The sequence below is a fragment of the Streptomyces gilvosporeus genome, from assembly GCF_002082195.1.
In the GTDB taxonomy this organism is placed as follows: Bacteria; Actinomycetota; Actinomycetes; order Streptomycetales; family Streptomycetaceae; genus Streptomyces; species Streptomyces gilvosporeus.
The window spans coordinates 3,020,853-3,043,414 of record NZ_CP020569.1 but is presented as its reverse complement, the minus strand read 5'-3'; the positions used below and the strand labels follow the sequence as shown (position 1 = coordinate 3,043,414).

At 72.8% G+C, this 22,562-nt stretch carries 24 protein-coding genes and 1 other RNA gene; 10 read left to right on the top strand and 15 right to left on the bottom strand.

All coding sequences use genetic code 11. The features are described from left to right. Positions 1 to 8: 8 nt before the first annotated feature. Positions 9 to 647, bottom strand: coding sequence for a bifunctional 4-hydroxy-2-oxoglutarate aldolase/2-dehydro-3-deoxy-phosphogluconate aldolase (locus B1H19_RS13345; protein ID WP_083104971.1), 639 nt, complete (start codon positions 645 to 647; stop codon positions 9 to 11). Positions 648 to 708: 61 nt separating this feature from the next. Further along, positions 709 to 1,506: a peroxide stress protein YaaA gene (gene yaaA / locus B1H19_RS13340; protein WP_083104970.1), complete on the bottom strand. Its 798-nt coding sequence runs from the start codon at positions 1,504 to 1,506 to the stop codon at positions 709 to 711. A gap of 187 nt (positions 1,507 to 1,693) precedes the next feature. Here yaaA and B1H19_RS13335 point away from each other — a divergent pair, with 187 nt between their 5' ends. Beyond that, positions 1,694 to 3,244 (top strand): RNB domain-containing ribonuclease, encoded by a 1,551-nt coding sequence (locus tag B1H19_RS13335; protein ID WP_083104969.1) that lies wholly within the window; start codon positions 1,694 to 1,696, stop codon positions 3,242 to 3,244. On the opposite strand, the gene B1H19_RS13330 is transcribed toward B1H19_RS13335, so the two are convergent. Both B1H19_RS13330 and B1H19_RS13325 read right to left on the bottom strand, forming a co-directional pair. Continuing rightward, on the bottom strand, positions 3,231 to 3,863 hold the full coding sequence (locus B1H19_RS13330) for a hypothetical protein (RefSeq protein WP_083104968.1): 633 nt from the start codon (positions 3,861 to 3,863) through the stop codon (positions 3,231 to 3,233). The two genes, B1H19_RS13335 and B1H19_RS13330, sit on opposite strands and share 14 nt — an antisense overlap. Further along, positions 3,860 to 4,672 carry a MerR family transcriptional regulator gene (locus B1H19_RS13325; RefSeq protein ID WP_083104967.1) on the bottom strand — a complete coding sequence of 271 codons (813 nt, stop codon included), beginning with the start codon at positions 4,670 to 4,672 and terminating at the stop codon, positions 3,860 to 3,862. Before B1H19_RS13325 ends, B1H19_RS13330 begins: the two co-directional genes overlap by 4 nt. A 77-nt stretch (positions 4,673 to 4,749) precedes the next feature. On the opposite strand from B1H19_RS13325, the gene rnpB reads away from it, so the two are divergent. Both rnpB and B1H19_RS13315 read left to right on the top strand, forming a co-directional pair. Next, positions 4,750 to 5,151, top strand: an RNA gene (gene rnpB / locus B1H19_RS13320) — RNase P RNA component class A. A gap of 117 nt (positions 5,152 to 5,268) precedes the next feature. Beyond that, positions 5,269 to 5,586 carry a hypothetical protein gene (locus B1H19_RS13315; protein ID WP_159028043.1) on the top strand — a complete coding sequence of 106 codons (318 nt, stop codon included), beginning with the start codon at positions 5,269 to 5,271 and terminating at the stop codon, positions 5,584 to 5,586. Between the two features lie 72 nt (positions 5,587 to 5,658). On the opposite strand, the gene B1H19_RS13310 is transcribed toward B1H19_RS13315, so the two are convergent. The 3 genes from B1H19_RS13310 to B1H19_RS13300 all read right to left on the bottom strand — a co-directional run bounded on the left by B1H19_RS13310 (position 5,659) and on the right by B1H19_RS13300 (position 8,649). After that, the gene (locus B1H19_RS13310) at positions 5,659 to 6,663 is read right to left on the bottom strand and encodes a trypsin-like serine peptidase (RefSeq protein WP_083104965.1); all 1,005 of its coding nucleotides are present in this window, start codon (positions 6,661 to 6,663) and stop codon (positions 5,659 to 5,661) included. A 185-nt stretch (positions 6,664 to 6,848) separates the two neighbouring features. Beyond that, entirely contained in the window at positions 6,849 to 7,751 is a 903-nt protein-coding gene (locus B1H19_RS13305; RefSeq protein ID WP_083104964.1) for a PhzF family phenazine biosynthesis protein, read from the bottom strand. A 73-nt stretch (positions 7,752 to 7,824) separates the two neighbouring features. Beyond that, the gene (locus B1H19_RS13300) at positions 7,825 to 8,649 is read right to left on the bottom strand and encodes an SDR family oxidoreductase (protein WP_083104963.1); all 825 of its coding nucleotides are present in this window, start codon (positions 8,647 to 8,649) and stop codon (positions 7,825 to 7,827) included. A 213-nt stretch (positions 8,650 to 8,862) separates the two neighbouring features. Between B1H19_RS13300 and B1H19_RS13295 the strand changes: the two genes are divergently transcribed. The 3 genes from B1H19_RS13295 to B1H19_RS13285 all read left to right on the top strand — a co-directional run bounded on the left by B1H19_RS13295 (position 8,863) and on the right by B1H19_RS13285 (position 12,419). Continuing rightward, positions 8,863 to 10,233, top strand: coding sequence for a multidrug effflux MFS transporter (locus B1H19_RS13295; protein ID WP_083109596.1), 1,371 nt, complete (start codon positions 8,863 to 8,865; stop codon positions 10,231 to 10,233). A 110-nt stretch (positions 10,234 to 10,343) separates the two neighbouring features. Continuing rightward, a complete protein-coding gene (locus B1H19_RS13290; RefSeq protein ID WP_083104962.1) occupies positions 10,344 to 11,414 on the top strand; it encodes a serine hydrolase domain-containing protein in 1,071 nt (356 codons plus the stop codon). Between the two features lie 54 nt (positions 11,415 to 11,468). Beyond that, a complete protein-coding gene (locus tag B1H19_RS13285) occupies positions 11,469 to 12,419 on the top strand; it encodes a small ribosomal subunit Rsm22 family protein (protein WP_083104961.1) in 951 nt (316 codons plus the stop codon). Between the two features lie 25 nt (positions 12,420 to 12,444). On the opposite strand, the gene B1H19_RS13280 is transcribed toward B1H19_RS13285, so the two are convergent. Then, positions 12,445 to 12,624 (bottom strand): DUF6243 family protein, encoded by a 180-nt coding sequence (locus B1H19_RS13280; RefSeq protein ID WP_083104960.1) that lies wholly within the window; start codon positions 12,622 to 12,624, stop codon positions 12,445 to 12,447. Between the two features lie 136 nt (positions 12,625 to 12,760). On the opposite strand from B1H19_RS13280, the gene B1H19_RS13275 reads away from it, so the two are divergent. Then, positions 12,761 to 13,360: a TetR/AcrR family transcriptional regulator gene (locus tag B1H19_RS13275; protein ID WP_083104959.1), complete on the top strand. Its 600-nt coding sequence runs from the start codon at positions 12,761 to 12,763 to the stop codon at positions 13,358 to 13,360. Between the two features lie 140 nt (positions 13,361 to 13,500). After that, complete coding sequence (locus B1H19_RS13270) at positions 13,501 to 14,244, top strand: bifunctional DNA primase/polymerase (protein WP_083104958.1); 744 nt, start codon at positions 13,501 to 13,503, stop codon at positions 14,242 to 14,244. 88 nt (positions 14,245 to 14,332) lie between these two features. Here the strand turns inward: B1H19_RS13270 and B1H19_RS13265 are convergent, their stop codons facing one another. From B1H19_RS13265 to efeO, 4 genes are read right to left on the bottom strand one after another with little or no spacing between them, the layout of a single operon-like run. Continuing rightward, positions 14,333 to 15,244 carry an SCO2278 family lipoprotein gene (locus tag B1H19_RS13265; protein WP_083104957.1) on the bottom strand — a complete coding sequence of 304 codons (912 nt, stop codon included), beginning with the start codon at positions 15,242 to 15,244 and terminating at the stop codon, positions 14,333 to 14,335. After that, positions 15,195 to 16,187: an iron uptake transporter permease EfeU gene (gene efeU / locus B1H19_RS13260; RefSeq protein WP_083104956.1), complete on the bottom strand. Its 993-nt coding sequence runs from the start codon at positions 16,185 to 16,187 to the stop codon at positions 15,195 to 15,197. Before efeU ends, B1H19_RS13265 begins: the two co-directional genes overlap by 50 nt. A gap of 45 nt (positions 16,188 to 16,232) precedes the next feature. Further along, positions 16,233 to 17,525, bottom strand: a complete 1,293-nt coding sequence (gene efeB, locus B1H19_RS13255) for an iron uptake transporter deferrochelatase/peroxidase subunit (protein ID WP_083104955.1) — start codon at positions 17,523 to 17,525, stop codon at positions 16,233 to 16,235. 32 nt (positions 17,526 to 17,557) lie between these two features. After that, positions 17,558 to 18,712 carry an iron uptake system protein EfeO gene (gene efeO / locus B1H19_RS13250; RefSeq protein ID WP_083104954.1) on the bottom strand — a complete coding sequence of 385 codons (1,155 nt, stop codon included), beginning with the start codon at positions 18,710 to 18,712 and terminating at the stop codon, positions 17,558 to 17,560. Between the two features lie 271 nt (positions 18,713 to 18,983). Between efeO and B1H19_RS13245 the strand changes: the two genes are divergently transcribed. After that, positions 18,984 to 19,655, top strand: coding sequence for a PhzF family phenazine biosynthesis protein (locus tag B1H19_RS13245; protein ID WP_083104953.1), 672 nt, complete (start codon positions 18,984 to 18,986; stop codon positions 19,653 to 19,655). A 7-nt stretch (positions 19,656 to 19,662) separates the two neighbouring features. On the opposite strand, the gene B1H19_RS13240 is transcribed toward B1H19_RS13245, so the two are convergent. Together B1H19_RS13240 and map are read right to left on the bottom strand one after the other, a co-directional pair. Then, positions 19,663 to 20,337 carry a biliverdin-producing heme oxygenase gene (locus B1H19_RS13240; RefSeq protein WP_083104952.1) on the bottom strand — a complete coding sequence of 225 codons (675 nt, stop codon included), beginning with the start codon at positions 20,335 to 20,337 and terminating at the stop codon, positions 19,663 to 19,665. Between the two features lie 173 nt (positions 20,338 to 20,510). Then, a complete protein-coding gene (gene map / locus B1H19_RS13235) occupies positions 20,511 to 21,368 on the bottom strand; it encodes a type I methionyl aminopeptidase (protein ID WP_083104951.1) in 858 nt (285 codons plus the stop codon). A 67-nt stretch (positions 21,369 to 21,435) separates the two neighbouring features. Between map and B1H19_RS13230 the strand changes: the two genes are divergently transcribed. Beyond that, positions 21,436 to 21,663 carry a hypothetical protein gene (locus B1H19_RS13230; protein ID WP_083104950.1) on the top strand — a complete coding sequence of 76 codons (228 nt, stop codon included), beginning with the start codon at positions 21,436 to 21,438 and terminating at the stop codon, positions 21,661 to 21,663. A gap of 221 nt (positions 21,664 to 21,884) precedes the next feature. Here the strand turns inward: B1H19_RS13230 and B1H19_RS13225 are convergent, their stop codons facing one another. Further along, the gene (locus tag B1H19_RS13225; RefSeq protein ID WP_083104949.1) at positions 21,885 to 22,511 is read right to left on the bottom strand and encodes a hypothetical protein; all 627 of its coding nucleotides are present in this window, start codon (positions 22,509 to 22,511) and stop codon (positions 21,885 to 21,887) included. Positions 22,512 to 22,562: the final 51 nt, after the last annotated feature.

Below are 22,562 nucleotides of genomic sequence, written 5' to 3'. Positions count from 1 at the left end.
TCCGGCCGTCAGCCGCGCAGCGCCGCCGCCTCCCGTGCCAGGCGCTCGATCCGGGGCCAGTCCTTCGCGGCCAGCGCATCGGGCGGGAGCATCCATGTGCCGCCGACGCAGCCCACGTTGGGCAGGGTCAGATACGCGGGGGCCGTGGCCGGGGTGATCCCACCGGTGGGGCAGAAACGGGCCCGGGGGAGCGGGGCGGCCAGGGAGCGCAGATGGGACGTCCCGCCCGCGGCCTCGGCCGGGAAGAACTTCAGCTCGGTGAGGCCCTCGTCCAGCAGGGTCACCACCTCCGACGCCGTCGAGACGCCCGGCAGGAACGGCAGCCCGGAGTCCTTCATCGCACCCAGCAGCCGCGGCGACCATCCGGGGCTGACCAGAAAGCGGGAACCGGCCGACCGGGCCGCGGCCACCTGCTCCGGGGTCAGGACGGTGCCCGCGCCGACCACCGCGTCCGGGACCTCGTCGGCGATCGCCCGGACGGCGTCCAGGGCGGCGGGCGTGCGCAGAGTGACCTCGATCGCCGGCAGCCCGCCCGCGACCAGGGCGCGGGCGAGCGGTACGGCGTCGGCGGCGTCGTCCAGGACGATGACCGGGATGACGGGGGCGAGGGAGAGGACCGAGAAGGCGGCGCTGGTCACGCCGCCCATGGTGGGCCAGGTCCCTCACCGGGTGCAACGAGCGTTGCACATGCTGCAACCGCCGCCGCTGCTACAGCTCCGTCACGATCACATCGAGGCCCCACGCCTTGCCGCCCTTCGCCGGCGCCTCGGCCTCCACCGCGTAACCGAGCTCCCGCAGCGCCGCCACCAGCTCCGCCGGGTCCTTCGGCCGCAGCCCCGCGGTCAGCAGATCGCGGACCAGCCGCCCCTTGGTCGCCTTGTTGAAGTGGCTGACCACGGACCGCTTCTCCACCCCGTCCACGATCTTCGACTGGAGCACCCGCACCGTGGCGGTCCGCCCCGCGACCTCGCCCTTGGGCTTCCACGCCGTCGCATACGCCGCCGAACGCAGGTCGAGCACCAGGCCCTTCCCGGCCGCCGCGGGCAGCACCTCGGCCATCGGCGCCCGCCAGTACGCGCCCAGCGCCCCCAGCGCGGGCAGCTTCACCCCCATCGAGCAGCGGTACGACGGAATCCGGTCACCGATCCGTACGGCGCCCCACAGCCCCGAGAACACCAGCAGCGACTCCTCGGCCAGCCGCCGCGCCCGCGCGTCCAGGGAGGCCAGCCCGAGGGCGTCGTAGAGCACCCCCGTGTAGATCTCCCCGGCCGGGCGCGTGCCGGCCGTGCGCAGCCCGGCGTTCTTGGCGATCTCGCCCTTGAGGCCCTGGCTGAGGCCGAGGACCTCCTGCGCCTTGGTCTCGTCCGCCGCGCACAGCCCGACGAGCTCCTCCAGCACCGCCTCGCGCGCCGCGTTCAGCCCCGGGAGCGAAAGCGAGCCCATGTCCAGCGTCGGCCCCGTTTCCCCCGCGGCCTTCCCCTCGGACGGCGGCAACAGCACGAGCACGGTGTTCTCCTTCACGGCGGTACGGGCGGGGGTGCGGCCCCGGGAAAGCGTATGGCCTGCGGCGCGGTGGGCCGTAACAGGGGAGAGGGGGCGGACGCCGTGGAGCCCCGGGGCCACACGCGCCCGCAGCGCTGGGCTGGACGATCACACCGCGCCACAGGCGCCGGCCAGCCATACGCTCGGTGGTATGCCCCGTCGCCATATGCACGTGACCGACGCCGCCGAGGCCCCGCTGCGTGCCGCGCTGCATGATCTGCGCGGGCATCTGGAGATTCCGGACCACTTCCCGCCCACGGCCCAGGCCGAGGCGGAGAGCGCCGCCCGGGCCCCGCGCATCCCGGCCGCCGACGGGGCGGTGGTGACCGAGCACACCCTGGAGGACGCCACCGACCTCCCCCTCTTCACCATCGACCCGCCCGGTGCCCTCGATCTCGACCAGGCGATGTACCTCTCCCGGCGGCGCGGCTGGGGGCCGCCCACGGCGCGCACCGGGGGAGGCTTCCGCGTCTACTACGCCATCGCCGATGTGGCCTCCTTCGTCACCCCCGGCGGCGCCCTCGACGCCGAGGCGCACCACCGCGTCACCACCCTCTACTTCCCCGACGAACGCATCCCGCTGCACCCGCCCGACCTCAGCGAGGGCGCCGCCAGCCTGCTGCCCGACCAGGACCGCCCGGCCGTCCTGTGGCAGCTCGACCTCGACGCCGACGCCGCGCTCACCGGCATCTCCGTACGCCGCGCCCTGGTCCGTTCCCGCGCCCGGCTCGACTACGCGGGCGTGCAGCGCGTCCTGGACGACGAGACGGCCGAGGAACCGCTCGCCCTGCTCCGTGAGATCGGCCGGCTGCGCGAGGAGCGGGAGGCCGCCCGGGGCGCGATCTCCCTCCACGTCCCCGAGCAGGAGATCGTCGAGCGCCACGGCCGTTACACCCTGGAATACCGCGCCCCGCTCCCCGCCTACGGCTGGAACGCGCAGATCTCCCTGCTCACCGGCATGGCCGCGGCCGAGCTGATGCTCGCCTCCGGGACCGGCATCCTGCGCACCCTGCCTCCCCCGGGCTCTCACCTTGGTTCGAGCGGGGAGGGACCCCCACCCCGCGACGGCTCCGTGGCCCGGCTGCGGCGGACCGCGCAGGCCCTGGGCATCGACTGGCCGCACCACACCTCGTACGCCGCCCTGCTGCGCACCCTCGACCCGCGCCGCGACACCGACGCCGCCTTCCTCCAGGAGTGCACCACCTTGCTGCGCGGCGCCGGCTACACCGTCTTCGACGGCACCCCGCCCGACGCCTCCGCCGCGCAGCACGCCGCCCTCGCCGCCCCGTATGCGCACGCCACCGCGCCGCTGCGGCGGCTGGTTGACCGCTACACCTCCGAGCTGTGCCTGGCCGCCTCCGCGGGCGCCGCACCGGCCGAATGGGTACGCGGCGCGCTGGCCGCCCTGCCGCACGAGATGGAGACCGGCACCCAGCGCGCCAACCGGGTCGAGCGGGCCTGCGTCGACCTGGTGGAGGCGGCGCTGCTGCGCGACCGGGTGGGCGAGACGTTCGAGGCCCTGGTCGTCGAGACCCAGGAGGACGATCCCACCCGGGGTACCGTCCAGCTCCACGACCCCGCCGTCCTCGGCCCCGTCGAAGCCGCCCCCGACGGCCCGGCCCTGCCCCTCGGCCAGCGCCTCCGCGTCCGCCTCGCTGCCGCCGACCCGGGCCGCGAACCGGTCCGCTTCATCCCCGTATAGCCGCTTCCCCGACCCTGGACCCGGCCCCGGCCGCCGCCGTGACCGCCGCCCGTACGGCCGCCACCGCCCCACGCGCATCATCGGCATGGAACCGCACCGTCCGCACCACCTCTTGCCGCCCCAACAGCCGTACGGCGACGACCGGTTCGGCCAGCTCGACGGTCACGGACGTCTGTCCGCCCACCGCCATGTGCAGGACCCCTTCCTCCCGTTTTTCGGAGAACCGGAGGTCGTGCCCCACGGAGGCGATCCGCTGTAGCGGTAGCCGTATCTCCCTCCGGGCGCCGTCCCGCAACAGCAGGCCCTCCGCCCCGAGCACATGCGGCCGGGTGACCGCCGACGCCTGGAACCCCAGCATCATCAGCACCGTGTAGACATCCACGACCAGAAGCACCCAACGGGCCACCGGCGCGCCGGCGAGCATGACATGCAGCCCGACGGTCTCCACCACGCACACGAACGTCAGCCCGTAGACCATCGCCGCCTGCCCCGCCGCGTACGGCAGCGCCCGCTCGCCCGCGCCGACCCCGATCCGCCGCCGCGCCACCCACCACCACAGGCCGGTCAGCCACCGGGCCTCGTGAGCGGCCAGCCGTCGCAGCGCGTCGCCCCGGCTCACCGGGCACGCTCCGCGACCAGCCGGAGCGCCCCGCGTACGGCCTCGGCCTGGGCGGGCGCGAAGTGGGCGTAGTACGCCGCCAGGAAACCGCCGTCCGCCCCCGCGTCCGCCGCGGCCGCCCGCTCCCAGTGCTGCCCGCCGAGCCCGGCCACCACCGCGTCCGGAATGCACGCGGCGAGCGCCCGCGCGGCCTGCGCCACCCGCGGATCGTCCGGCGCGGCCGATGCCAGCGCATCCAGCAGCCCGTACACCTCGTACGCCCGCGCCATCGCCTCCGGCGTCCCCGTGGCCTGCCCGAGCAGCTCCGTCATCCGGCCGTCCGAGCCCGCTCCCTCCACCGACTCCAGCAGCGCCAGCACCTCCCGCTCCGTCGCCGCCATCGCGGGCTCCGGACCGGGCCGCGCGGCCGCCGTACGGGCCATCTCCCCGAACAGCGCCGCCAGTTCGTCGGAGACGGGCCCCTCCGTGGGCAGCCCGCCGTGCTCTTCCGCCTGCCGCCGCAGCGCCGCCAGCCGGGCCCGCCGCGCCCGGATCTCCTCCTCCTGACGGGCCAGGTCCGCGTCCAGCTCGGTCAGCACCTCGTGCAGCTCGCGCCCGGAGTCGTCGGCGAGGACGTCCCCCACCTCCTCCAGCCCGAGCCCCAGCTCCGCCAGCCGGCGCAGCCGGGCGAGTGCGACCGCGTCGCGCAGCCCGTACTCGCGGTAGCCATTGGGGCGGCGCTCGGGCTCGGGCAGCAGCCCGAGGTGGTGGTAGTGGCGGATGGCGCGGGTGCTGACGCCGACCAGATCTGCGAGTTCTCCGATCCTCATGCGGCCAGTAGAAACGTTGCCGCTGCGGCAGGGTCAAGCGGCCGCGGCGCGCCAGGTAGCATGGTCGGCACGGCGGACGAGCCGGCCGGACGGCCGCGTGGGGACCTCAGGGTCCCCCCGAGGAAAGTCCGGGCTCCACAGGGCAGGGTGGTGGGTAACGCCCACCCGGGGTGACCCGCGGGACAGTGCCACAGAAAACAGACCGCCGGGGCCGAAAGGCCGCGGTAAGGGTGAAACGGTGGTGTAAGAGACCACCAGCCTCCGAGGTGACTCGGAGGGCTAGGTAAACCCCACCCGGAGCAAGGTCAAGAGGAGCCGTCGCGAGACGGCTCTGCGCGGACGATCGAGGGCTGCCCGCCCGAGTCCGCGGGTAGACCGCACGAGGCTGTCGGCAACGGCAGCCCTAGATGGATGGCCGTCTCCCCTCGGCCCGCAAGGACCGGGGGTGACAGAACCCGGCTCATAGGCCGACTCGTCCGCCGCCGATCCATCGACGCCCCGGCGCCCCGGCGCCTCGATATCCCGGCGCCCCGGCTTGTGGTGATCGCGCTTCGCCGCAGTCGTGCGGCCAGTACCCTCCTACCGACAGTAATCGCATGTGTGTACGGGGCGGGGGCGGGGCGGCGGTGCTCAAGCACTACTACCGGCTGGTCTACTGGAAGCGGCGGATCGGCTGGGCGCTGGGATGGCGCAGCGGCGGCCGGGGCGCGGGCCTGCGCGGCCATTCGCGGGGGCGCGGACGCGGCGCGCGGCCGATCGGCCGGTTCGCCGCGCATGCCTGGCCGTTCGTGATGTTCGGGCTGCTGGTGGCGGTGGTGGTCGCGCTGTCGGCGCTGCTCGCGTCCACGCAGGACCCGTTCGGCATGGGGGAGTTGGGCCTGCGGCAGCCGACCGGGTGGGTGGCGCAGCGGTAGGGACCGGCAGCGGCGGGGCCGACTGCGGGCCGGAGCGCGAACCGGTCGTCCGCGGGCGGCCCCGCCGTGCGGTCAGGACGACTGTGCCGTGGTGTAGAGGTTCTTGGCGTCGTCGCCGAAGTACGGGCCGAACATGGTGTCCGGCAGGAACTGATAGGTGAAGCTGTTCACCGACGCCTGAAGGCCCCTGCCGGTGGACTCGTCGAACGAGGTGAACCAGGGGCCGCCGCTGGAGCCGCCGGTCATATTGCAGGGCAGGCCGTGGTCCTTGGACAGCAGCGGGTCCCGGATCGTGGTGCCGCTGCAATAGACGAGCCTGCTGCCGTCGTACGGCGCGGCCGCCGGGAAGCCGAAGGCGTACATCCGCTGCCGGTAGCCGGAGTTGAAGGCCAGGCCCTGGCCGCCGACGACATCGGTGAGCTTCTTGCCGTCCAGCGGGGCGACGACCGCGGCGCCGACGTCGAAGTTGATGTCCTCGCTCTTCGTCCACTGCGGTGTGGAGAGCGTCTTTTCCGCCGCCCATTTCCCGTACGGGGCCTGGCCGTCGTGGTAGCCGGGCACGAAGACCCAGTGGGTGTGCCAGGCGCCGTCCAGCTTCACACAGTGCCCCGCGGTGATCACCGTGCTCTTGTTGGCGCTGGTCACGGCGTCGCCGGAGCAGGACGCCTGGCGGCCCTGGTAGGTGAAGAACACCCGGCCGGTGGTCTTGACGTGCGCACCGCCGCCGGTCCAGGGGGCGCCGGTCTGCGGGAGGGCGCCGGGGCGTCCGCCGAGGAGGCCGGGCCGGGTGGGTTTCACCAGGCGCTCGATGTCGCTGCGTACGGTCTCGGACAGCGCGCCCCGTTGGACCGGAAGCAGGTCCAACGGGGTCGCCGTACGCATCCGTTCGGGCGTCCAGAAGGAGGCGAGGCGGGTGGCGGAGGCGGCGTTCGGGGCCGGGTGGGGGGCGGCGCCCGCGGCGCCTGTCGGGAGGACCGAGGCGAAGAGGGTGCCGATGGCTATCAGGGCGCCGGTGGCGGCGCGGCGGATGCGGGGGGTTCGGGGGCGAGGGGTTCGCGGGCGGGAAGTTCGGCTCACGCGTAACTCCTTCCGTACGGGCCGAAGATGACCGGTGCGGTGCGGATGGAGGGTGTGGGAGGAGCGTCCCACCCGTGAGCCTGTGAGGTAAGGGGCCGGGACGGGGGAGAATGCGGGTGCGGGCCGCTTTTGCTGGAGTCAACGGCCTTATGGGCACCCGCAGTTGTCCCGGTCCCGGTCTTACGTCACCCCTCCCCGATGACGGTCGCCGCCCCGCTCACATGCGACCGTGCGTCCCCCTCCCGCAGCTCCACCGTCAGCAGGCCCGGCCGCCCCATGTCGTGCCCCTGGTGCAGCGTGAGCGTGGCCGGTGCCGTGACCAGCTTCAGCTCCCGTGCGTACGCGCCGAAGGCGGCCGCCGCGGCGCCCGTCGCCGGGTCCTCCACGACGCCGCCGACCGGGAACGGGTCGCGGACGTGGAAGACCGACTCGGACTCGCGCCACACCAATTGGAGGGTGGTCAGGTCGAGGCGCTCCATGAGGGCGGCCAGGCGGTCGAAGTCGTAGTCGAGCGCGGCGAGGCGGTCGCGGGTGGCGGCGGCGAGGACCAGGTGGTTGTTGCCGGCGAAGGCGATACGGGGCGGGAGGGCCGGGTCCAGGTCGCCGGCGGGCCAGTCGAGGGCGGCCAGGGCCTCGGTGAGGTCGGCTTCGCCGACGGCCGCGACATGGGGCGCGACGCTGGTCAGGGTGGCCCGGAGGACGCCGTCCTGCTCCCGTACGGTGACCGGGACCGGGCCGGCCTGGGTGGCGAAGAGCAGGTCGCCGGGGCCGATCCGCTCGGCGAGGGCGACGGCGGTGGCGACCGTCGCATGGCCGCAGAACGCCACCTCGGCGAGCGGGCTGAAGAAGCGGATGGTGAAGGCGCGGCCCGCCGTGCCGCCCAGGTCCGCGGGCGGCGGGGTGAGGAACGCCGTCTCCGAGTAGTCCAGTTCCGCCGCGATGGCCAGCTGCGCGGCATCGTCCAGGCCCTCGGCGTCGAGGACGACACCGGCGGGGTTGCCGCCCTCGGGATCCGTCGAGAAGGCGGTGTAGCGCAGGACTTCGGGTGCGGTGCGGGCTGCGCCACGGGCGGCGTCGTCGAGAGTCATGATCGGGGAACGCGGCGCTCCGGGAGGTTGTTCCCGTACGCGGGGGAGGGGCCCGAACGGGCCGGACGAAGGCTCAACCCCGCCCGATATATGGCATATTGGTCGCCATCACCGTCGCGAACTGCACATTCGCCTCCAGCGGCAGCGAGGCCATATGCCGCACCGTGCGGGCGACATCGGCCGCGTCCATCACCGGCTCGACCGCCGTCTGCCCGTTGGCCTGGAGGATGCCGGTCTGCATCCGGCCGGTCATCTCGGTGGCGGCGTTGCCGATGTCGATCTGGCCGCAGGCGATCCGGTACGGACGGCCGTCCAGGGAAAGGGACTTGGTCAGGCCCGTGACGGCGTGCTTGGTGGCGGTGTAGGCGATCGAGTGCGGGCGCGGCACATGGGCGGAGATGGAGCCGTTGTTGATGATCCGGCCGCCCTGCGGGTCCTGTTCCTTCATGGTGCGGAAGGCGGCCTGGGCGCAGAGGAAGGCGCCGGTGAGGTTGACGTCGACGACCGCGCGCCAGTCCTCGTACGACAGCTCCTCCAGGGGGCCGGGCCTGCCGAACGTGCCGGCGTTGTTGAACAGCAGGTCCAGCCGGCCGAAACGGTCGCGGACGGCGGCGAAGAGGGCGTCGACGTCCTCGGGGCGGGTGACGTCGGTCGGCACCGGGACGACGGCGGGGCCCTCGGCGCCGACCCGGCCGACCCGGTCCGCGGTGGCGTCGAGGGTCTCCCGGCGGCGTCCGGCCAGGACGACATGCCAGCCGGCGGCGATCAGCTCCCGGGCGACCGCCCGGCCGATGCCGGAGCCCGCACCGGTGACCACGGCCACCTTGCCGTCGGCCGGTGCGGTCGCCTCCCGGTCCGTCCCGTCCGTCGCGTGGGCAGCGCTCTCGTTCTGTGCCATGGCGGCAGGGTAGACGGCGGACGGGGAGCGGGGCGGGCCGTCTCAGCCGGTGGCCGGGGAGCCTGCGCAGGGCACACCGGGGAGCCTGCGCAGGGCACCTGGGACGTCCGACGTAGGACCGGGCGTAGGACCAATGGCGGGCTGGAATTGCGGCCGGGCGGCGTCGTCCGCGTGTCAGGATGATGCGGCCCGCACTCACCCATGGAGACGCTCATGACGGAGCCCGGCCCCAGCACGGCCGCATCCCCGGCCGGAAGACCGGACCAGCCCGATATACCCGGGCGGAACGGGGCCGCAGCGCCGACCGCGTCGACGGCACCGACCGCGTCGACGGCACCGACCGGATCGACCGCCCCCTCCGCGTCCCGCCGCACCGGCCTCCTCGTCACCCTCGTCCTCGGCGGTCTGACGGCCCTCGCGCCGCTCTCCATGGACATGTATCTGCCGGCCCTGCCGCAGGTCACCGCCGCCCTGCACAGCCCCGCCGCCACCGTCCAGCTCACCCTCACCACCTGCCTGGCCGGTATGGCCGCGGGCCAGATGATCGTCGGCCCGATGAGCGACAAATGGGGACGCCGCCGCCCCCTGCTGGCCGGCATGGTGCTCTACGTCCTGGCGACCGCCCTGTGCGCCGTCGCCCCCGACGTCCGGCTGCTGATCGCCTTCCGTCTGGTGCAGGGCCTGGCGGGCGCGGCCGGCATCGTCATCGCACGGGCCGTGGTGCGCGATCTGTACGACGGCGTGGCGATGGCCCGGTTCTTCTCCACGCTGATGCTGATCTCGGGCGTCGCCCCCGTGGTGGCACCCCTGATCGGCGGGCAGATTCTCCAGGTGACCGAGTGGCGGGGCGTGTTCGTCGTCCTGACCGTCGTCGGCGTTCTGCTCACCGTGCTGGCGTGGCGCACGCTGCACGAGACCCTGCCGCCCGCCCGGCGGCACGCCGGCGGGCTCGGCCAGACCCTGCGCACCATGCGCGATCTCCTCGCCGACCGGGCCTTCTCCGGCTATCTGCTGGTCGGTGCCTTCGCCTTCGCCGCCCTCTTCGCCTACATCTCCGCCTCGCCGTTCGTCGTCCAGGAGATCTACGGCGCCTCCCCGCAGGTCTTCAGCATGCTCTTCGGCCTCAACTCCGTCGGCCTGGTGCTGGTCGGCCAGATCAACGGCAAGGTGCTGGTCGGCCGGGTCGGCCTGGACAAGGTGCTGGGCACCGGTCTGGCGGTGATCGCCGTCGCCGCGGCGGGGCTGCTGTCGATGTCGTCCGGGGTCTTCGGCCGGGTGGGCCTGGTCCCGGTGGCCGTCGGGCTCTTCGTCCTGATGGCCGCGATGGGGCTGGTCATGCCCAGCACCAACACCCTGGCCCTGCTGCGCACCCCGCACGCCGCGGGCTCCGCCTCCGCCCTCCTGGGCACCTCGACCTTCCTCCTCGGTGCCGTCGCCTCCCCGCTGGTGGGCATCGCGGGCGAGCGGACCGCCGTGCCGATGGCCGTGGTGCAGTTTTCCTGTGCCGTTTTGGCGCTGGTGAGCTTCCTGGGGATGTGCCGTCCGTGGCAGCGTAGGGGGATGGGGGTACCCCCCGCTCCGTAGGAGCTCGGGGGAGACGACGACGCGAGCGGCACGGGCGGGAGGAAGACGCTCTGAACGCACCGGGACTCAGATACGGCACACCGGCCGAGGCGGGACTGGATCCCGCGGGGATGGCGCGGCTGGTGGAGGGGGTGCGGGCGCTGCCCGAGGGGCGGCCCGCCTGGTGCGCGGGCGCGGTGGTGCTGGCCGGGCGCGGCCCGGTCGTCGCCGTCGAGGCCGCCACGGGCTGGGCGGTGCGCTACCGGGCCTACGACCCCGAGCGCGACCGGGGCCTGGATCTGCCGCGCGACCGGTGGGAGCCGATGCGGGTCGGTACGGTCTTCGACCTCGCCTCGCTCACCAAGCTCTTCACCGCGCTCGCCGCCATGCAGCAGGCCGAACGCGGCTCCCTGGACCTCGACGCCCCGGTCCGCGCCCATCTGCCGGACTTCGCCCCGGGCGCCACCGTCCGCCAGCTGCTCACCCACACCTCGGGTCTGCGCCCCGAGGCGCCGTTCTACGCCCACCGGGGGCGCGCCGCCCAGCTGGCGCTGCTGTGGGCCGAGTCGGCCGCCCCGGAGGGCCCGCCCGGTGGCGCGTACCGCTACTCCGACCTCAACCTCATCGCCCTCCAGCTGGTCCTGGAGTCGCTCACCGGGCGGCGCCTGGACGCGCTCGTACGGGAGGGCATCACCGGCCCGCTGGGCATGACCGGCACCTCCTACGGGCCGCTGACGCCGCCGGGGGTGGCGGCGACCGAGGACCAGCGGCGGCCCTGGGGGAAGGCGGACCGGGGGCTGCTGCGCGGGGTGGTGCACGACGAGAACGCCTGGGCGCTGGGCGGCGTCGCGGGCCATGCGGGACTGTTCGCCCCGGCCCAGGACCTGGCGGTGCTGTGCCGGACGCTGCTCAACGGAGGGGCGTACGGCTCCGCGCGCATCCTGGGCCCGGCGGCGGTGGCCGCGCTGCTCGATCCGCCCGGCCTCGGGTTCGTCGTCGACCAGCCGTATTTCATGGGGGAGTTGGCGGGGCGGGGCGCGGCCGGGCACACCGGCTTCACCGGCACCAGTCTGGTCCTGGACCGGGCCACCGACACGTTTCTGGTGCTGCTGGCCAACACCGTCCACCCGCGGCGCGGCAACGGCGGCAGCGGCCCGCGGGCGGCCGCGGCGACCTGTCTGGCCCGCGCGGTCCTGCGCTGAGCAGATGCCGGGCGCGCGGCCGGGCAATACACCTGGCCCCGTAAAATCGGCCGCATGCACGACGAACTGCGCGCCGCCCTGGCCGGCCTGCTCGACGGCCTGCCGCCCAGGCAGGCCGCGCAGGCCGTCGAGCGGCTGATCGCCAACTACCGGGGCACCACCCCCACCGACGCGCCGGTCCTGCGCGACCGCGCCGATGTCGCCGCGTACGCCGCCTACCGCATGCCCGCCACCTTCGAGGCCGTACGGGCCGCGCTGACCGCCTTCGCCGCCCGCGTCCCGGACTGGTCCCCGGCCACCCATGTCGACATCGGCGGCGGTACGGGCGCCGCCACCTGGGCCGCGGCCGCCACCTGGCAGGGCCACCGCAGCACGGTCCTGGACTGGGCGCAGCCCGCCCTGGACCTGGGCCGCGAACTGGCCGCCGGGATCCTGCCGGACACCGACTGGCAGCGGGCGGTCATCGGCGCGGGCCTGAGCGTGCCGCCGGGTACGGACCTGGTGACCGTCTCCTACGTCCTGGGCGAGCTGCGCCCCGAGGCCCGCCGCGCCGTGGTCGAGGCCGCGGCCGCCGCCCCGGCCGTCGTCCTGATCGAACCGGGCACCCCCGAGGGCTATCTGCGCATCCGCGAGGCCCGCGACCAGCTGATCGCGGCCGGACTGCGCATCGTCGCGCCGTGCCCGCACGGCGACACCTGCCCCATCGTGGTGGGTGAGGACTGGTGCCACTTCTCCGCCCGGGTCAGCCGCTCGTCCCTGCACCGCCAGGTCAAGGGTGGCTCCCTCCCGTACGAGGACGAGAAGTTCAGCTACGTCGCGGCCACCGCCCTCGACGTCCCGGCCGCCCCCGCCCGGATCGTCCGCAAGCCCCAACTCCGCAAGGGCCAGGTCCTGTTGGACCTGTGCACGGCGGAGGAGGGGCTGCGGCGGACCACCGTCACCAAGCGGCACGGCGCGGACTACCGGGCCGCCAGGGACGCGGCCTGGGGCGACGCCTGGGCCTGAGCGGCCCGTCCGTCACACCCGTCCGTCACTCCCGGGCGTCCCGCTCCTCCCGAAGTCTGCGCAGCAGCTCGCGCCGCTGCGCCTGCGGATCGGGGCGCCCTCCGGCGGCGTGGCCGCCGTGCCCGCCGCCGCGCAGCGCGCCGCGGGAGAGCTTGTTGCGGGTACCGCCCACCCCGAGCATGCCGCCGGCGTTTCCCTTGCTCATGGAGCTGTCCCTTCGTCGCAACGGTTCGGCGAGACGCTTCGTCTCGCTCGCCGTCGAGCATGCCGCAAGACGCTTCGTCTCGTCAACGCATTTCAAGACGATACGTCTCGCCTTACCGCGCCGCTAAAATCGGCCCATGGCCCAGCCCAAAGCCCCCGACGCTTCCCGCCGCAGCGAACGCTCCCGCCGCGCGATCTTCGACGCCGCCCTCGCCCTCGTCGGCGAGGTCGGCTACGACAAACTCACCATCGAAGGCATCGCCTCCCGCGCCGGCGTCGGCAAGCAGACGATCTACCGCTGGTGGTCCTCCAAGGCCGCGGTCCTCCTGGACGCCTTCGGCGCCGTCGTCGACGAGTACGACCAGGAAGGGCTCCCCGACACCGGCGACCTCGCCGCCGACCTCAAGACCGTTCTCCGCGCCACCGCCGACGAGTTCAACGACGCCGCCTGGCAGGCCCCCTACCGCGCCCTCGCCGCGGCCGGCGCCAACGACGAGGAACTCTCCCGCACCTTCGTCGGCCGCCTGATGGAACCCGGCATGCGCGTCTACGTCGACCGGCTGCGCGCCGCCCAGGAAACCGGTGAGGTGGCCACCGGCATCGACCTCCGCATCGCCGCCGAGATGCTGATGAGTCCGTTCTCACAACGCTGGCTGATGCGCACCGGCGAACTGACCCACGACTACGTCGACACCCTGGTCGACCTGGTGTTGCACGGTCTGCGGCCGCGCGACTGATCCGCCTGGACGATGCCGCGATGGCGGCAATTGCCGGGATTCACCCCCCATTCGTTCACCCCGGATCCGTACACCGGTCACCTGGGGCCCAGGATGGTGGCAGCATTGATCCCAGACCACCGCTCGAAGTGAGGGGATAGATGGACCGCAAGAGCAGGTTCTCCCAGTGGCTGCGCCGCCCGAAGAGCGGATCGGGCGGCGGCGATACGGACACGGGATCGACGGCTGCGCGCAGCCGCGAGGACCTGCTGCTGGCCGCGGCCGAAGCGGGCTTCCCGGTGGCCCCCGCGGCGCACCCCTCCGGCTACGGCTGTTCCTGCGAACGCATCGGCTGTCCCACCCCCGGGCGACATCCGGTCTCCTTCGGCTGGCAGACCGTCGCCACCACCGACCGCGACAAGGTCGCCGCCTGGGTCCGCACCCTTCCGCAGGCCAACTTCATCACCGCCACCGGCATCGCCCACGACGTCCTCGACGTCCCCGTGGAAGCCGGCCGCAGCGCCCTGGGCCGGCTGGACGCGGCGGGCATCGAGGTCGGCCCGGTCTCCCTCAGCGGCGCCGGCTTCGGCGACGGCCGGATGCTGTTCTTCACCGCCACCCGCGGCACCCCGGACGACGAGGACGAGTGGTGGCCCTGCGAGCTGGACTGCCACCCCGAGACCCTCGACGAGCACCCCGGCCTGCGCTGGCACTGCCGCGGCAGCTACGTCCTGCTGCCCCCCTCGACCCTCCCCGGTGAACAGCCCGCCGTCACCTGGCTGCGTGGCCCCGAGCGGCCGCTGCCCGATCCGCTGACGCTGCTGGAATCGCTCACCGATGCCTGCGCCCAGTACCTGGAGGGCGCTCCCGACCACGAGACGACGGCCTGGCCGATCGGTCGCTGAGACCGGCCCCGTACCGCCCGTGCGGTACGGGACCGTCGGTCCTACGAGGCCCTGGTCTACCGGCCCCTGGCCTACTGCGCCTTCGGCCCTACTGCGCCTTCAGCGCCGTCTTGGCGTCCACCCGGTAGAGGAACTCCACCTTGCCGCCGGCGCTCTTGGGCGGCACCTTGACCGCCTGGGTCGAGATGTTGGAGATGGCCATCTGCGTGGTCTTCTTCTTCATCGGGCCCTGCAGTATCCCCCGCAGGTCCGGCCCCACCGTGATGATCATCCCCGAGGACACCGTCTTCTGCTGGTGGTAGTACGTCGCGAAGAACACCAGCGCCCCGCCGTCCTTCGTGCGCAGCGCCACCGGCGGGAAACCGGCGGGCGAGTCCTCGTACAGGATCCGCGCGCCCACCCCGTTGGCGTCCTTGATCCGCTTCTGGCGCCAGCCGTCGGTGTTCGCGCCGGAGGCGAAGACCTCGCCCTTGCCGCTGTTGAGGTAGTCCGCGTACGACGCGCTCAGCGTGCCCGGGTCCGCCGCCAGCCCGGACGCGCCGCCCGCCGGAACCGCCTCGGCGAAACCGTGGTCCAGCGCGAGCTCGGGCGCCTGGTTGTTCGGGAACGTCGCCTGGTACGTCACCCGCCACGGCGCATCGATGCTGTCCCGGCCGAACACCAGGTACCAGCGGATGTAATCACCGCTGCCGAACTTGATGTTGGTGCGCACATCCGCGAGGAACGACCTCGGCCAGCCCGTCTGCTTCGGGATCGCGAAATGCGCGTCCTGGAACGTGACGGGCTGGACGTTCGGCGAGCCCTGCGGATGCAGACCGTGCGCCGCCTTGACCTTCGCCTGGTCGAGGGCGAGCATCGCGCCCGCCTCGTACTTGGGGCTCAGCGAGGGGTCGAGCGTGCGGCGGATCTTGTTGAAGCCGTCGGCGAAGCGCGAAAGCGCCTTGGTGGCGTCAGCCTTCGTGACCGCCGGCAGCTTCTCCCGTTCGCCGTGCACCGTCATGCACCCGCTGAGTATCACCATCGCCGCCGCTGCCGACGTCAGTGTTGCGGGCACCCGGAACGGCGACCTGCGTGTCATGGGGCTCGGGCTCCTTCGGGGCGACCGGGGCGGACTGAGGGGCCGCCGGGGTGGCACGATTCGGCGCCACCCTACCGGGGGCGAAGAAGAATCCGAGCGTGGGGATCAGATACAGAGCCCACACCGTGACCTGAAGAACGGTCGGATCCGGCTGGAAGTTGAAGATGCCCTTCAGCAGCGTGCCGTACCAGCTGTCGGCCGGGATCTGCGCGCTGATGTCGAACGCCTGGGCACCCAGCCCCGGCAGGACGCCCGCCTCCTGGAGATCGTGGAAGCCGTACGCCAGCACGCCCGCCGCGACGACCACCAGCATCCCGCCGGTCCAGGTGAAGAACTTCGCGAGGTTGATGCGCACCGCACCCCGGTAGAACAGCCAGCCCAGCACCACGGCCGTCAGCATGCCCAGCAGCGCCCCGACCAGCGGCCGTACGCCGTCGTTCGCGGACTGCGCCGCCGTCCAGATGAACAGCGCGGTCTCCAGGCCCTCCCGGCCCACCGACAGGAACGCGGTGACCACCAGCGCCACCGTGCCCATCTGAAGGGCCGCGTCCAGCTTGCCGTGCAGTTCCTTCTTCAGATGCCGCGCGGTGCGACGCATCCAGAAGACCATCCACGTCACCAGGCCGACCGCGATGATCGACAGCGAACCGCCGAGGCCCTCCTGCGCCTGGAACGTCAGCGTCTGTGACCCGAACTGGAGCGCCGCGCCGAACGCGAACGACAGCACCACGGCGAGCGCGATGCCGATCCAGACCGGCCGAAGCGCCTCCCGCCGGCCCGTCTTGACCAGATAGGCGATGAGGATGCACACGACGAGGCTGGCTTCCAGCCCCTCGCGCAGACCGATCAGGTAGTTGCCGAACACGTCGCTACCCTTCCTTCCTTCGTTGAACCGATGACGCCGGACGCGTCAGGCGAACAGCTCCCGGCCCCACCAGTCGCCCGCGCCGCGGACACCCGGCGGAATGGCGAAAACCGCCGAACCCACGTGCTGGATGTACTCGTTGAGGGCGTCGCTCGCCGACAGCTTCCGCTGGAGCGGGACGAAGCCGTGCCGGACGTCGCGCTGATACGCGAGGAAGAACAGCCCCGCGTCCAGGCGTCCCAGACCGTCCGTACCGTCGGTGAAGGAGTAGCCGCGGCGCAGGATCCGCACCCCGCCGTTGGAGTCGGGGTGGGCGAGCCGTACGTGCGCGGTCGGCAGCATCGACTTCAGATGCGGGGTGTCGCGCTCGTGCTTTTGGCCGACCGGCGCGCCCTCGGCCTTGTCCCGGCCGAAGACGTCCTCCTGCTCCTTGAGGGAGGTGCGGTCCCAGGTCTCGATGTGCATCCGGATCCGCCGCGCGACGAGATACGAACCGCCGGCCATCCAGCTCTCGTCGCCCTTGACGTCCTTGTCGCCGACCCACACATGCGCGTCCAGGGCCGCGGCGTCGGTGCCCGCGATGTTGTGGGTGCCGTCCTTGAACCCCATCATGTTGCGCGGCGTCTGGGCCTCCGGCGTCGTCGACGACGTCTTGCCGAAGCCGAGCTGCGACCACCGGATGGCGATCTTCCCGAAGCCGATCCGCGCCAGATTGCGGATCGCGTGCACCGCCACCTGCGGATCGTCCGCACACGCCTGCACACACAGATCGCCGCCGCTGCGCGTCGAGTCGAGGTTGTCCCCGGAGAACTTCGGCAGGTCGATCAGCGCCTCGGGGCGCCGCTTCTTGAGGCCGAACCGGTCCTTGCCGTCCTTCTCGAACAGCGTGGGGCCGACGCCGAACGTCAGCGTGAGCCGCGACGGCGGCAGACCCAGCGCCTCGCCGGTGTCGTCCGGCGGCGCCTCCGCCAGCCCGCCGACCGCGCCGCCGCCGACCGCATCGCCCGCGGTCATCCGTGCCGCCGCCTTCGTCCAGTCCTTCAGCAGCGCGATCAGCTCATCGCGGTCGTCGGTCGTGACGTCGAAGGAGGCGAAGTGCAGCCGGTCCTGGACCGCGGTGGCGATCCCGGCCTGGTGCCTTCCGTGGAAGGGGACTGCGGAGGCGGCCGTGGCATCGGCCCCGGCCGGCTGCGCATCGCCGCCGGTGCGCAGCGCCGCCGCCGTCCCGCCCGCCGCGACGGCGCCGAGCGCGAGCCCGGCACCGCCCCAGCCCAGCAGCGCCCGCCGCGAGGGGGTCCGCCCGGCCGGGGCGTCGGTCGTCGTCTCGTCCTGAGACATGGGACGTCTCCTCTTCCCTCTTCTGTACCGGACTACTTGGCTTCGGCCACGGCGGCGGCCAGCTTCGACAGCGGCTCGGCCAGCGCGTTGACGCTGTCCGACAGCGTCTTGCGCTCGTCCTTGCCGACGGTGTCGTACGAGGCGAAGCCGTCGGCGGAGTTGCTGTCGCGGTGCCCGTCGAGCTGCTTGAGGATCGCGGCGAACTGCTTGTCCAGCTCCTTGGCCAGCGCCGGGTCGTTCTTGGCGACGACCGGCTTCAGCAGCTCGTAGGCCTTCTGGGCGCCCTCGACGTTGGCGTGGAAGTCGATCAGGTCGGTGTGGCTGTAGCGCTCTTCCTCACCGGTGACCTTGCCGGTGGCCACCTCGTCGAGCAGCTCCTTGGCGCCGTTGGCCATCGTCGTCGGGTTGATGACCGCCTTGCCGACCCGCTTCTGCCAGTCCTTGAGGTCGGTGATCAGCTGGTCGGCGAGCTTCTTGTCGTCCGCGGAGATCTTCTTCTTCTCCCACAGCGACTGCTCCAGCTTGTGCCAGCCGGTCCACTTCTGGCCGTCCGACAGCCCGTCCGCGCGGGTGTCGACCTTGGGGTCGATGTCACCGAACGACTCGGCCACCGGCTCGGTGCGCTCCCAGCCCACGCGGGAGAGCGCATAGGTCTTCCTCGCGGCCTCGACGTCCCCGGCCTTCACCGCATCGGCGAACTTCTGCGCCTCGGGCAGGGTCTGGTCGGCCTGCTCCTGGACCCACGTGCGGTACGCGGAGACCGCGGCGTCCAGCTTCGGGTTCCGCTTGACGGCGGCTCCCTTGCCGCTCGCGGTCACCTTCTGCCGGATCCCGTGGCCCTTCATGCCCGGCTTGCACGCGATCTCGTACGCACCCGGCTTGATCTCGGCGGTGATCTCGACGTGGGTGCCGGGCCCGATGTTCTCCCGCTCGGTCACGATCCGGTCGCCGGGCGCGTAGACGTACACCTCGGTGACCTGGGAGCCCTTGTTGTCCACGGCGAACTGCACATGCCCGGCGGGGAAGTCCTTGGCCGACACCTTGCAGGCGCTGTCGCTCGCGGTCACCGCGATCGCCCCCTTGCCGCCGGCGCCCTTGCCGTCGCTCTTCGCGGCGCAGCCGGCGACGGCGGTCAGGGTCGCGGCCACGGCGATGGCGGCGACGGCGGAGGAGCGGTGGGCTCGCATACGGACTCCAGGCGGGCTCGGACGGTGCACAAAACAGGGGGCGGACACGGGGGCCGCCACTAAGGCAGCCCTAAGTTATCTGAGGCTTACCTGCTTATGCCCACGGGGTCCAGTGATCCCGCTCTCACGGACAACGGAACGATGACGAATTGGTCCGACTCCGGTCACGGAAGAGCCATGGGATCGTCAAGGTAAGGGGCATCTCCTGCGACGGTCCATGACCGGTGTTATTCGGCGGACGAAGATCGTCTACCGGATGTTGAATGCGGGGATGACCGAACCGCACATCCTCCGCGTGTTCACCGGCGACGGCGACCGGGGCGGCAATGCGCTGGCCGTCGTCGCGGACGGCGCCGCCTGTCCGCGCCGGACCGAACGCCAGGCCCTCGCCGCCCGGCTCGGCTTCAGCGAGACCGTCTTCGTCGACGATGCGGCCCGCGGCGCCGTCGACATCTACACCCCGGGTGTGCGGCTGCCGTTCGCCGGACATCCGCTCGTCGGCGTGGCCTGGCTGCTGCGTCACCTCGGCCGTCCGGTGACGACGCTCCGGCCGCCCGCCGGCCAGGTGGCGGTCACCTACGACGGCGACGTCATCTGGGTGCGCGGCCGCCCGGAGTGGGCCACCGGGCGCCGCACCGAGGAGTACGCCTCCCCCGACGCGGTCGACGCCCTGCCCGCGCCGCCGCCCGGCGAGGGCTGGCTCTACGCCTGGGCCTGGCGGGACGAGGCGGCCGGCGTCGTACGGGCCCGCGGTTTTCCCCGTCGGGCCGACAGGGCCATCGCCGAGGACGAGGCCACCGGCGCGGCCGCGCTCGCCCTCACTCACGAACTCGGCCGCGCCCTCGACATCCGCCAGGGCGCGGCCTCCCGGATCCTGACCCGGCCGCGGCCGGACGGCACCATCGACATCGGCGGCCGGGTGGTGCCGTCCCGGAACGGCTAGCGGGTGCTCAGGCGGTCAGCGGGAACTCCTCGCCCAGTTCCCGGAAGACGGCGCTGTTCAGCGCGAACGCCCGCTTGCACTCGTCGACCACCCGCTGCTTCTCCAGGTCGTCCACGGGCAGGCCGTCCAGCAGCGCGCGGTAGCCGCGCTTGAACGCGGCGGGATTGCCGATGTCCTCGAAGACGTAGAACCGCACGCCGTCGCCCTTGCGCGCAAAGCCCCAGGTCTTCTCGGCCGTGCCGCGGATGATCTGGCCGCCGGAGAGATCGCCGAGATAGCGGGTGTAGTGGTGGGCCACATAGCCGCCCGGCCATTCCCGGGCGCAGGCGCGGACCCGGTCGGCATAGGCGGCGGTGGCGGGAAGCGGCTCCAGGCCGCCGCGCCAGCCGGGGCCGCCCAGGTGGGTCAGGTCCCGCTCCAGCGCGGCGGTCCTGGCGAGCTCGGGGCGGAGGAAGGGGCCCGCCACCGGGTCGTCGGCCAGCGTCTCGGCCGTCTCCTCCAGCGCGCGGTAGACGAACCACAGCTGCTCGGTGTAGCGCCGGTAGGCCGCGACCCCGAGCCGGCCGCCGAGGAGGTCGCTCATGAACGAGGAGTTCTCGGCCTCGGTGTGCTGCTCGTGCGAGGCGGTGCGGATGACCGTCGAGAAGGGGGTTGCCGACGGGGTCGGGCGGGACGCTTCCAAGGCGGGCCTCCGGGGGCCGGAAGGAGCGGACGGGGAACGGAGCACCGTTCCCGACAACCTGTCGGTAACCAGCCTACCCCTGTTCCCGACGCCCTGTCGGTAAAATTCGGCCCAGTTCTCCACGCCCCGCCTCGGGGCGCGCCCCTCACGACGCGCCCCCGGGACGTGCCCCGTCAGGGCAGCGTGAGAATCTCCGCCCCGGTGTCCGTCACCACCAGCGTGTGCTCGAACTGCGCCGTCCGCTTGCGGTCCTTGGTGACCACGGTCCAGCCGTCCTGCCACATGTCGTACTCGTAGGTGCCCAGCGTCAGCATCGGCTCGATGGTGAAGGTCATCCCGGGCTTGATGTCGGTGGTGTGGTGCGGGCTGTCGTAGTGCGGCACGATCAGGCCGGAGTGGAAGGCGGAGTTGATGCCGTGGCCGGTGAAGTCGCGGACGACGCCGTAGCCGAAGCGCTTGGCGTACGACTCGATGACCCGGCCGATGATGTTGATCTGCCGCCCCGGCTTGACCGCCTTGATCGCGCGGTTGAGTGCCTCGCGGGTGCGCTCCACCAGCAGCCGGGACTCCTCGTCGACCTCACCGCACAGATAGGTGGCGTTGTTGTCGCCGTGCACACCGTGGATGTACGCGGTCACGTCCAGGTTCACGATGTCGCCGTCCTTGAGGACGGTCGAGTCCGGGATGCCGTGACAGATGACCTCGTTGAGCGAGGAGCACAGCGACTTGGGGAAACCGCGGTAGCCGAGCGTGGACGGGTAGGCACCGTGGTCGCACATGAACTCGTGGGCGACCCGGTCGAGTTCGTCGGTCGTCACACCCGGCGCGATGTGCTTGGCGGCCTCCGCCATCGCCTGCGCGGCGATCCGGCCGGCGATCCGCATCTTCTCGATCGTTTCGGCGTCCTGCACCTCGGGCCCGGTGTACGGCGTGGGCGCGTCCTTCCCGACGTACTCGGGGCGCGGGATCGAGGCGGGGACGGGGCGGGTGGGGGAGATCTTCCCCGGGACAAGAAGCGACTGGCCAGACATGCCAGCGAGTGTATCCGCGGGCCATCGGGCAGGATGGCGGGACGGGAGTGACCCACAGGAGGCGGCAATGGCCCTGTTCAAGCGGCGTACGGTCGGAAAGCCGGGCGAGTGGTACTACTGCCTCAAACACGGCACCGTCGAGGAGGGCCCCCAGTGCCGCGCCGCCGACCGCTTCGGCCCGTACGCCACCCGCGAGGAGGCGACACACGCCATGGAAACGGCGAGCGAGCGCAATCTGGAATGGGACACGGACCCGAAGTGGCACGACAAGGGGAAGGGCGACCCGAGCGCGTAGTACGGGGCGCTCCGGGCCAGGGTCCCGGAGGACCGTGCACCCCCACTGGTTTTTTCTCCCACCCCCAACGGGGAGGGGCCGGGCCGCAGGACGAAGTCCGGAGGCCCGGTCCCGCAGCCGAACAGCCCCGCGCAGCGGCAACCGCCCGCCGCAGGCGTAAAGGCGGCGAACCCCTACGGCGGGAAAGCCGACAACGTGGGGCTCAGACAAAGCGCAGCGACCTACCACCGCGCCGGCGGCGGAGCCGTAAGCCCCTCGGCGATCCGCGCCAGCCGATCACGGAAGCGACGACGGGGAGCGCCCCGTAAGGGAGACGGCAGGCCGTTTTCGCCGGCCGCCGCACTGACCAGGTGCTGGAGCGTGTCGAGATCGAGGTCCGGGGGCCGCTCGCCGTTGGCCGCCGGGGCCGCCAGCGCGTCGTGGGCCAGGGTGTGCAGATCGCGGTCACCGCCGTCCAGCGCGAGGACCGTCGCGCCGTTGCGGCGCGCGTCGTGCACCCGCTCCAGCAGCCCGGCACCGGGCCGCTGCGGCGTGACGACCAGCAGCGTCGCACCGCGCCCGGCGTCCGCCAACCGGCCGAGCCCCACCGACAGATGGGCCGGTGCGCCGCCCGGGACGCGGTGCCGTACCAGGGTGGGTGACAGCTCCGGCAGGCCCGACCAGGCGGCCTCGTCGTCCAGATGGGCGGCCAGATGCCAGGGCTCGTAACCGGCGCTGCCGACCAGCAGCAGTCCGCCGTCGTGCCCCGCCACCGAGGCCCGCAGCGATCCGGCGAAGCGGCGGGTGGACTGCATCCACTCGGTTCCGGCGAGGACCTCGCGCAGCAGGGCGACCCGTACGGCATCCATGGGGCCGCATCCTGCCCCTGGACCACGCGGCTTCGTTGCGGTTTCAACGGG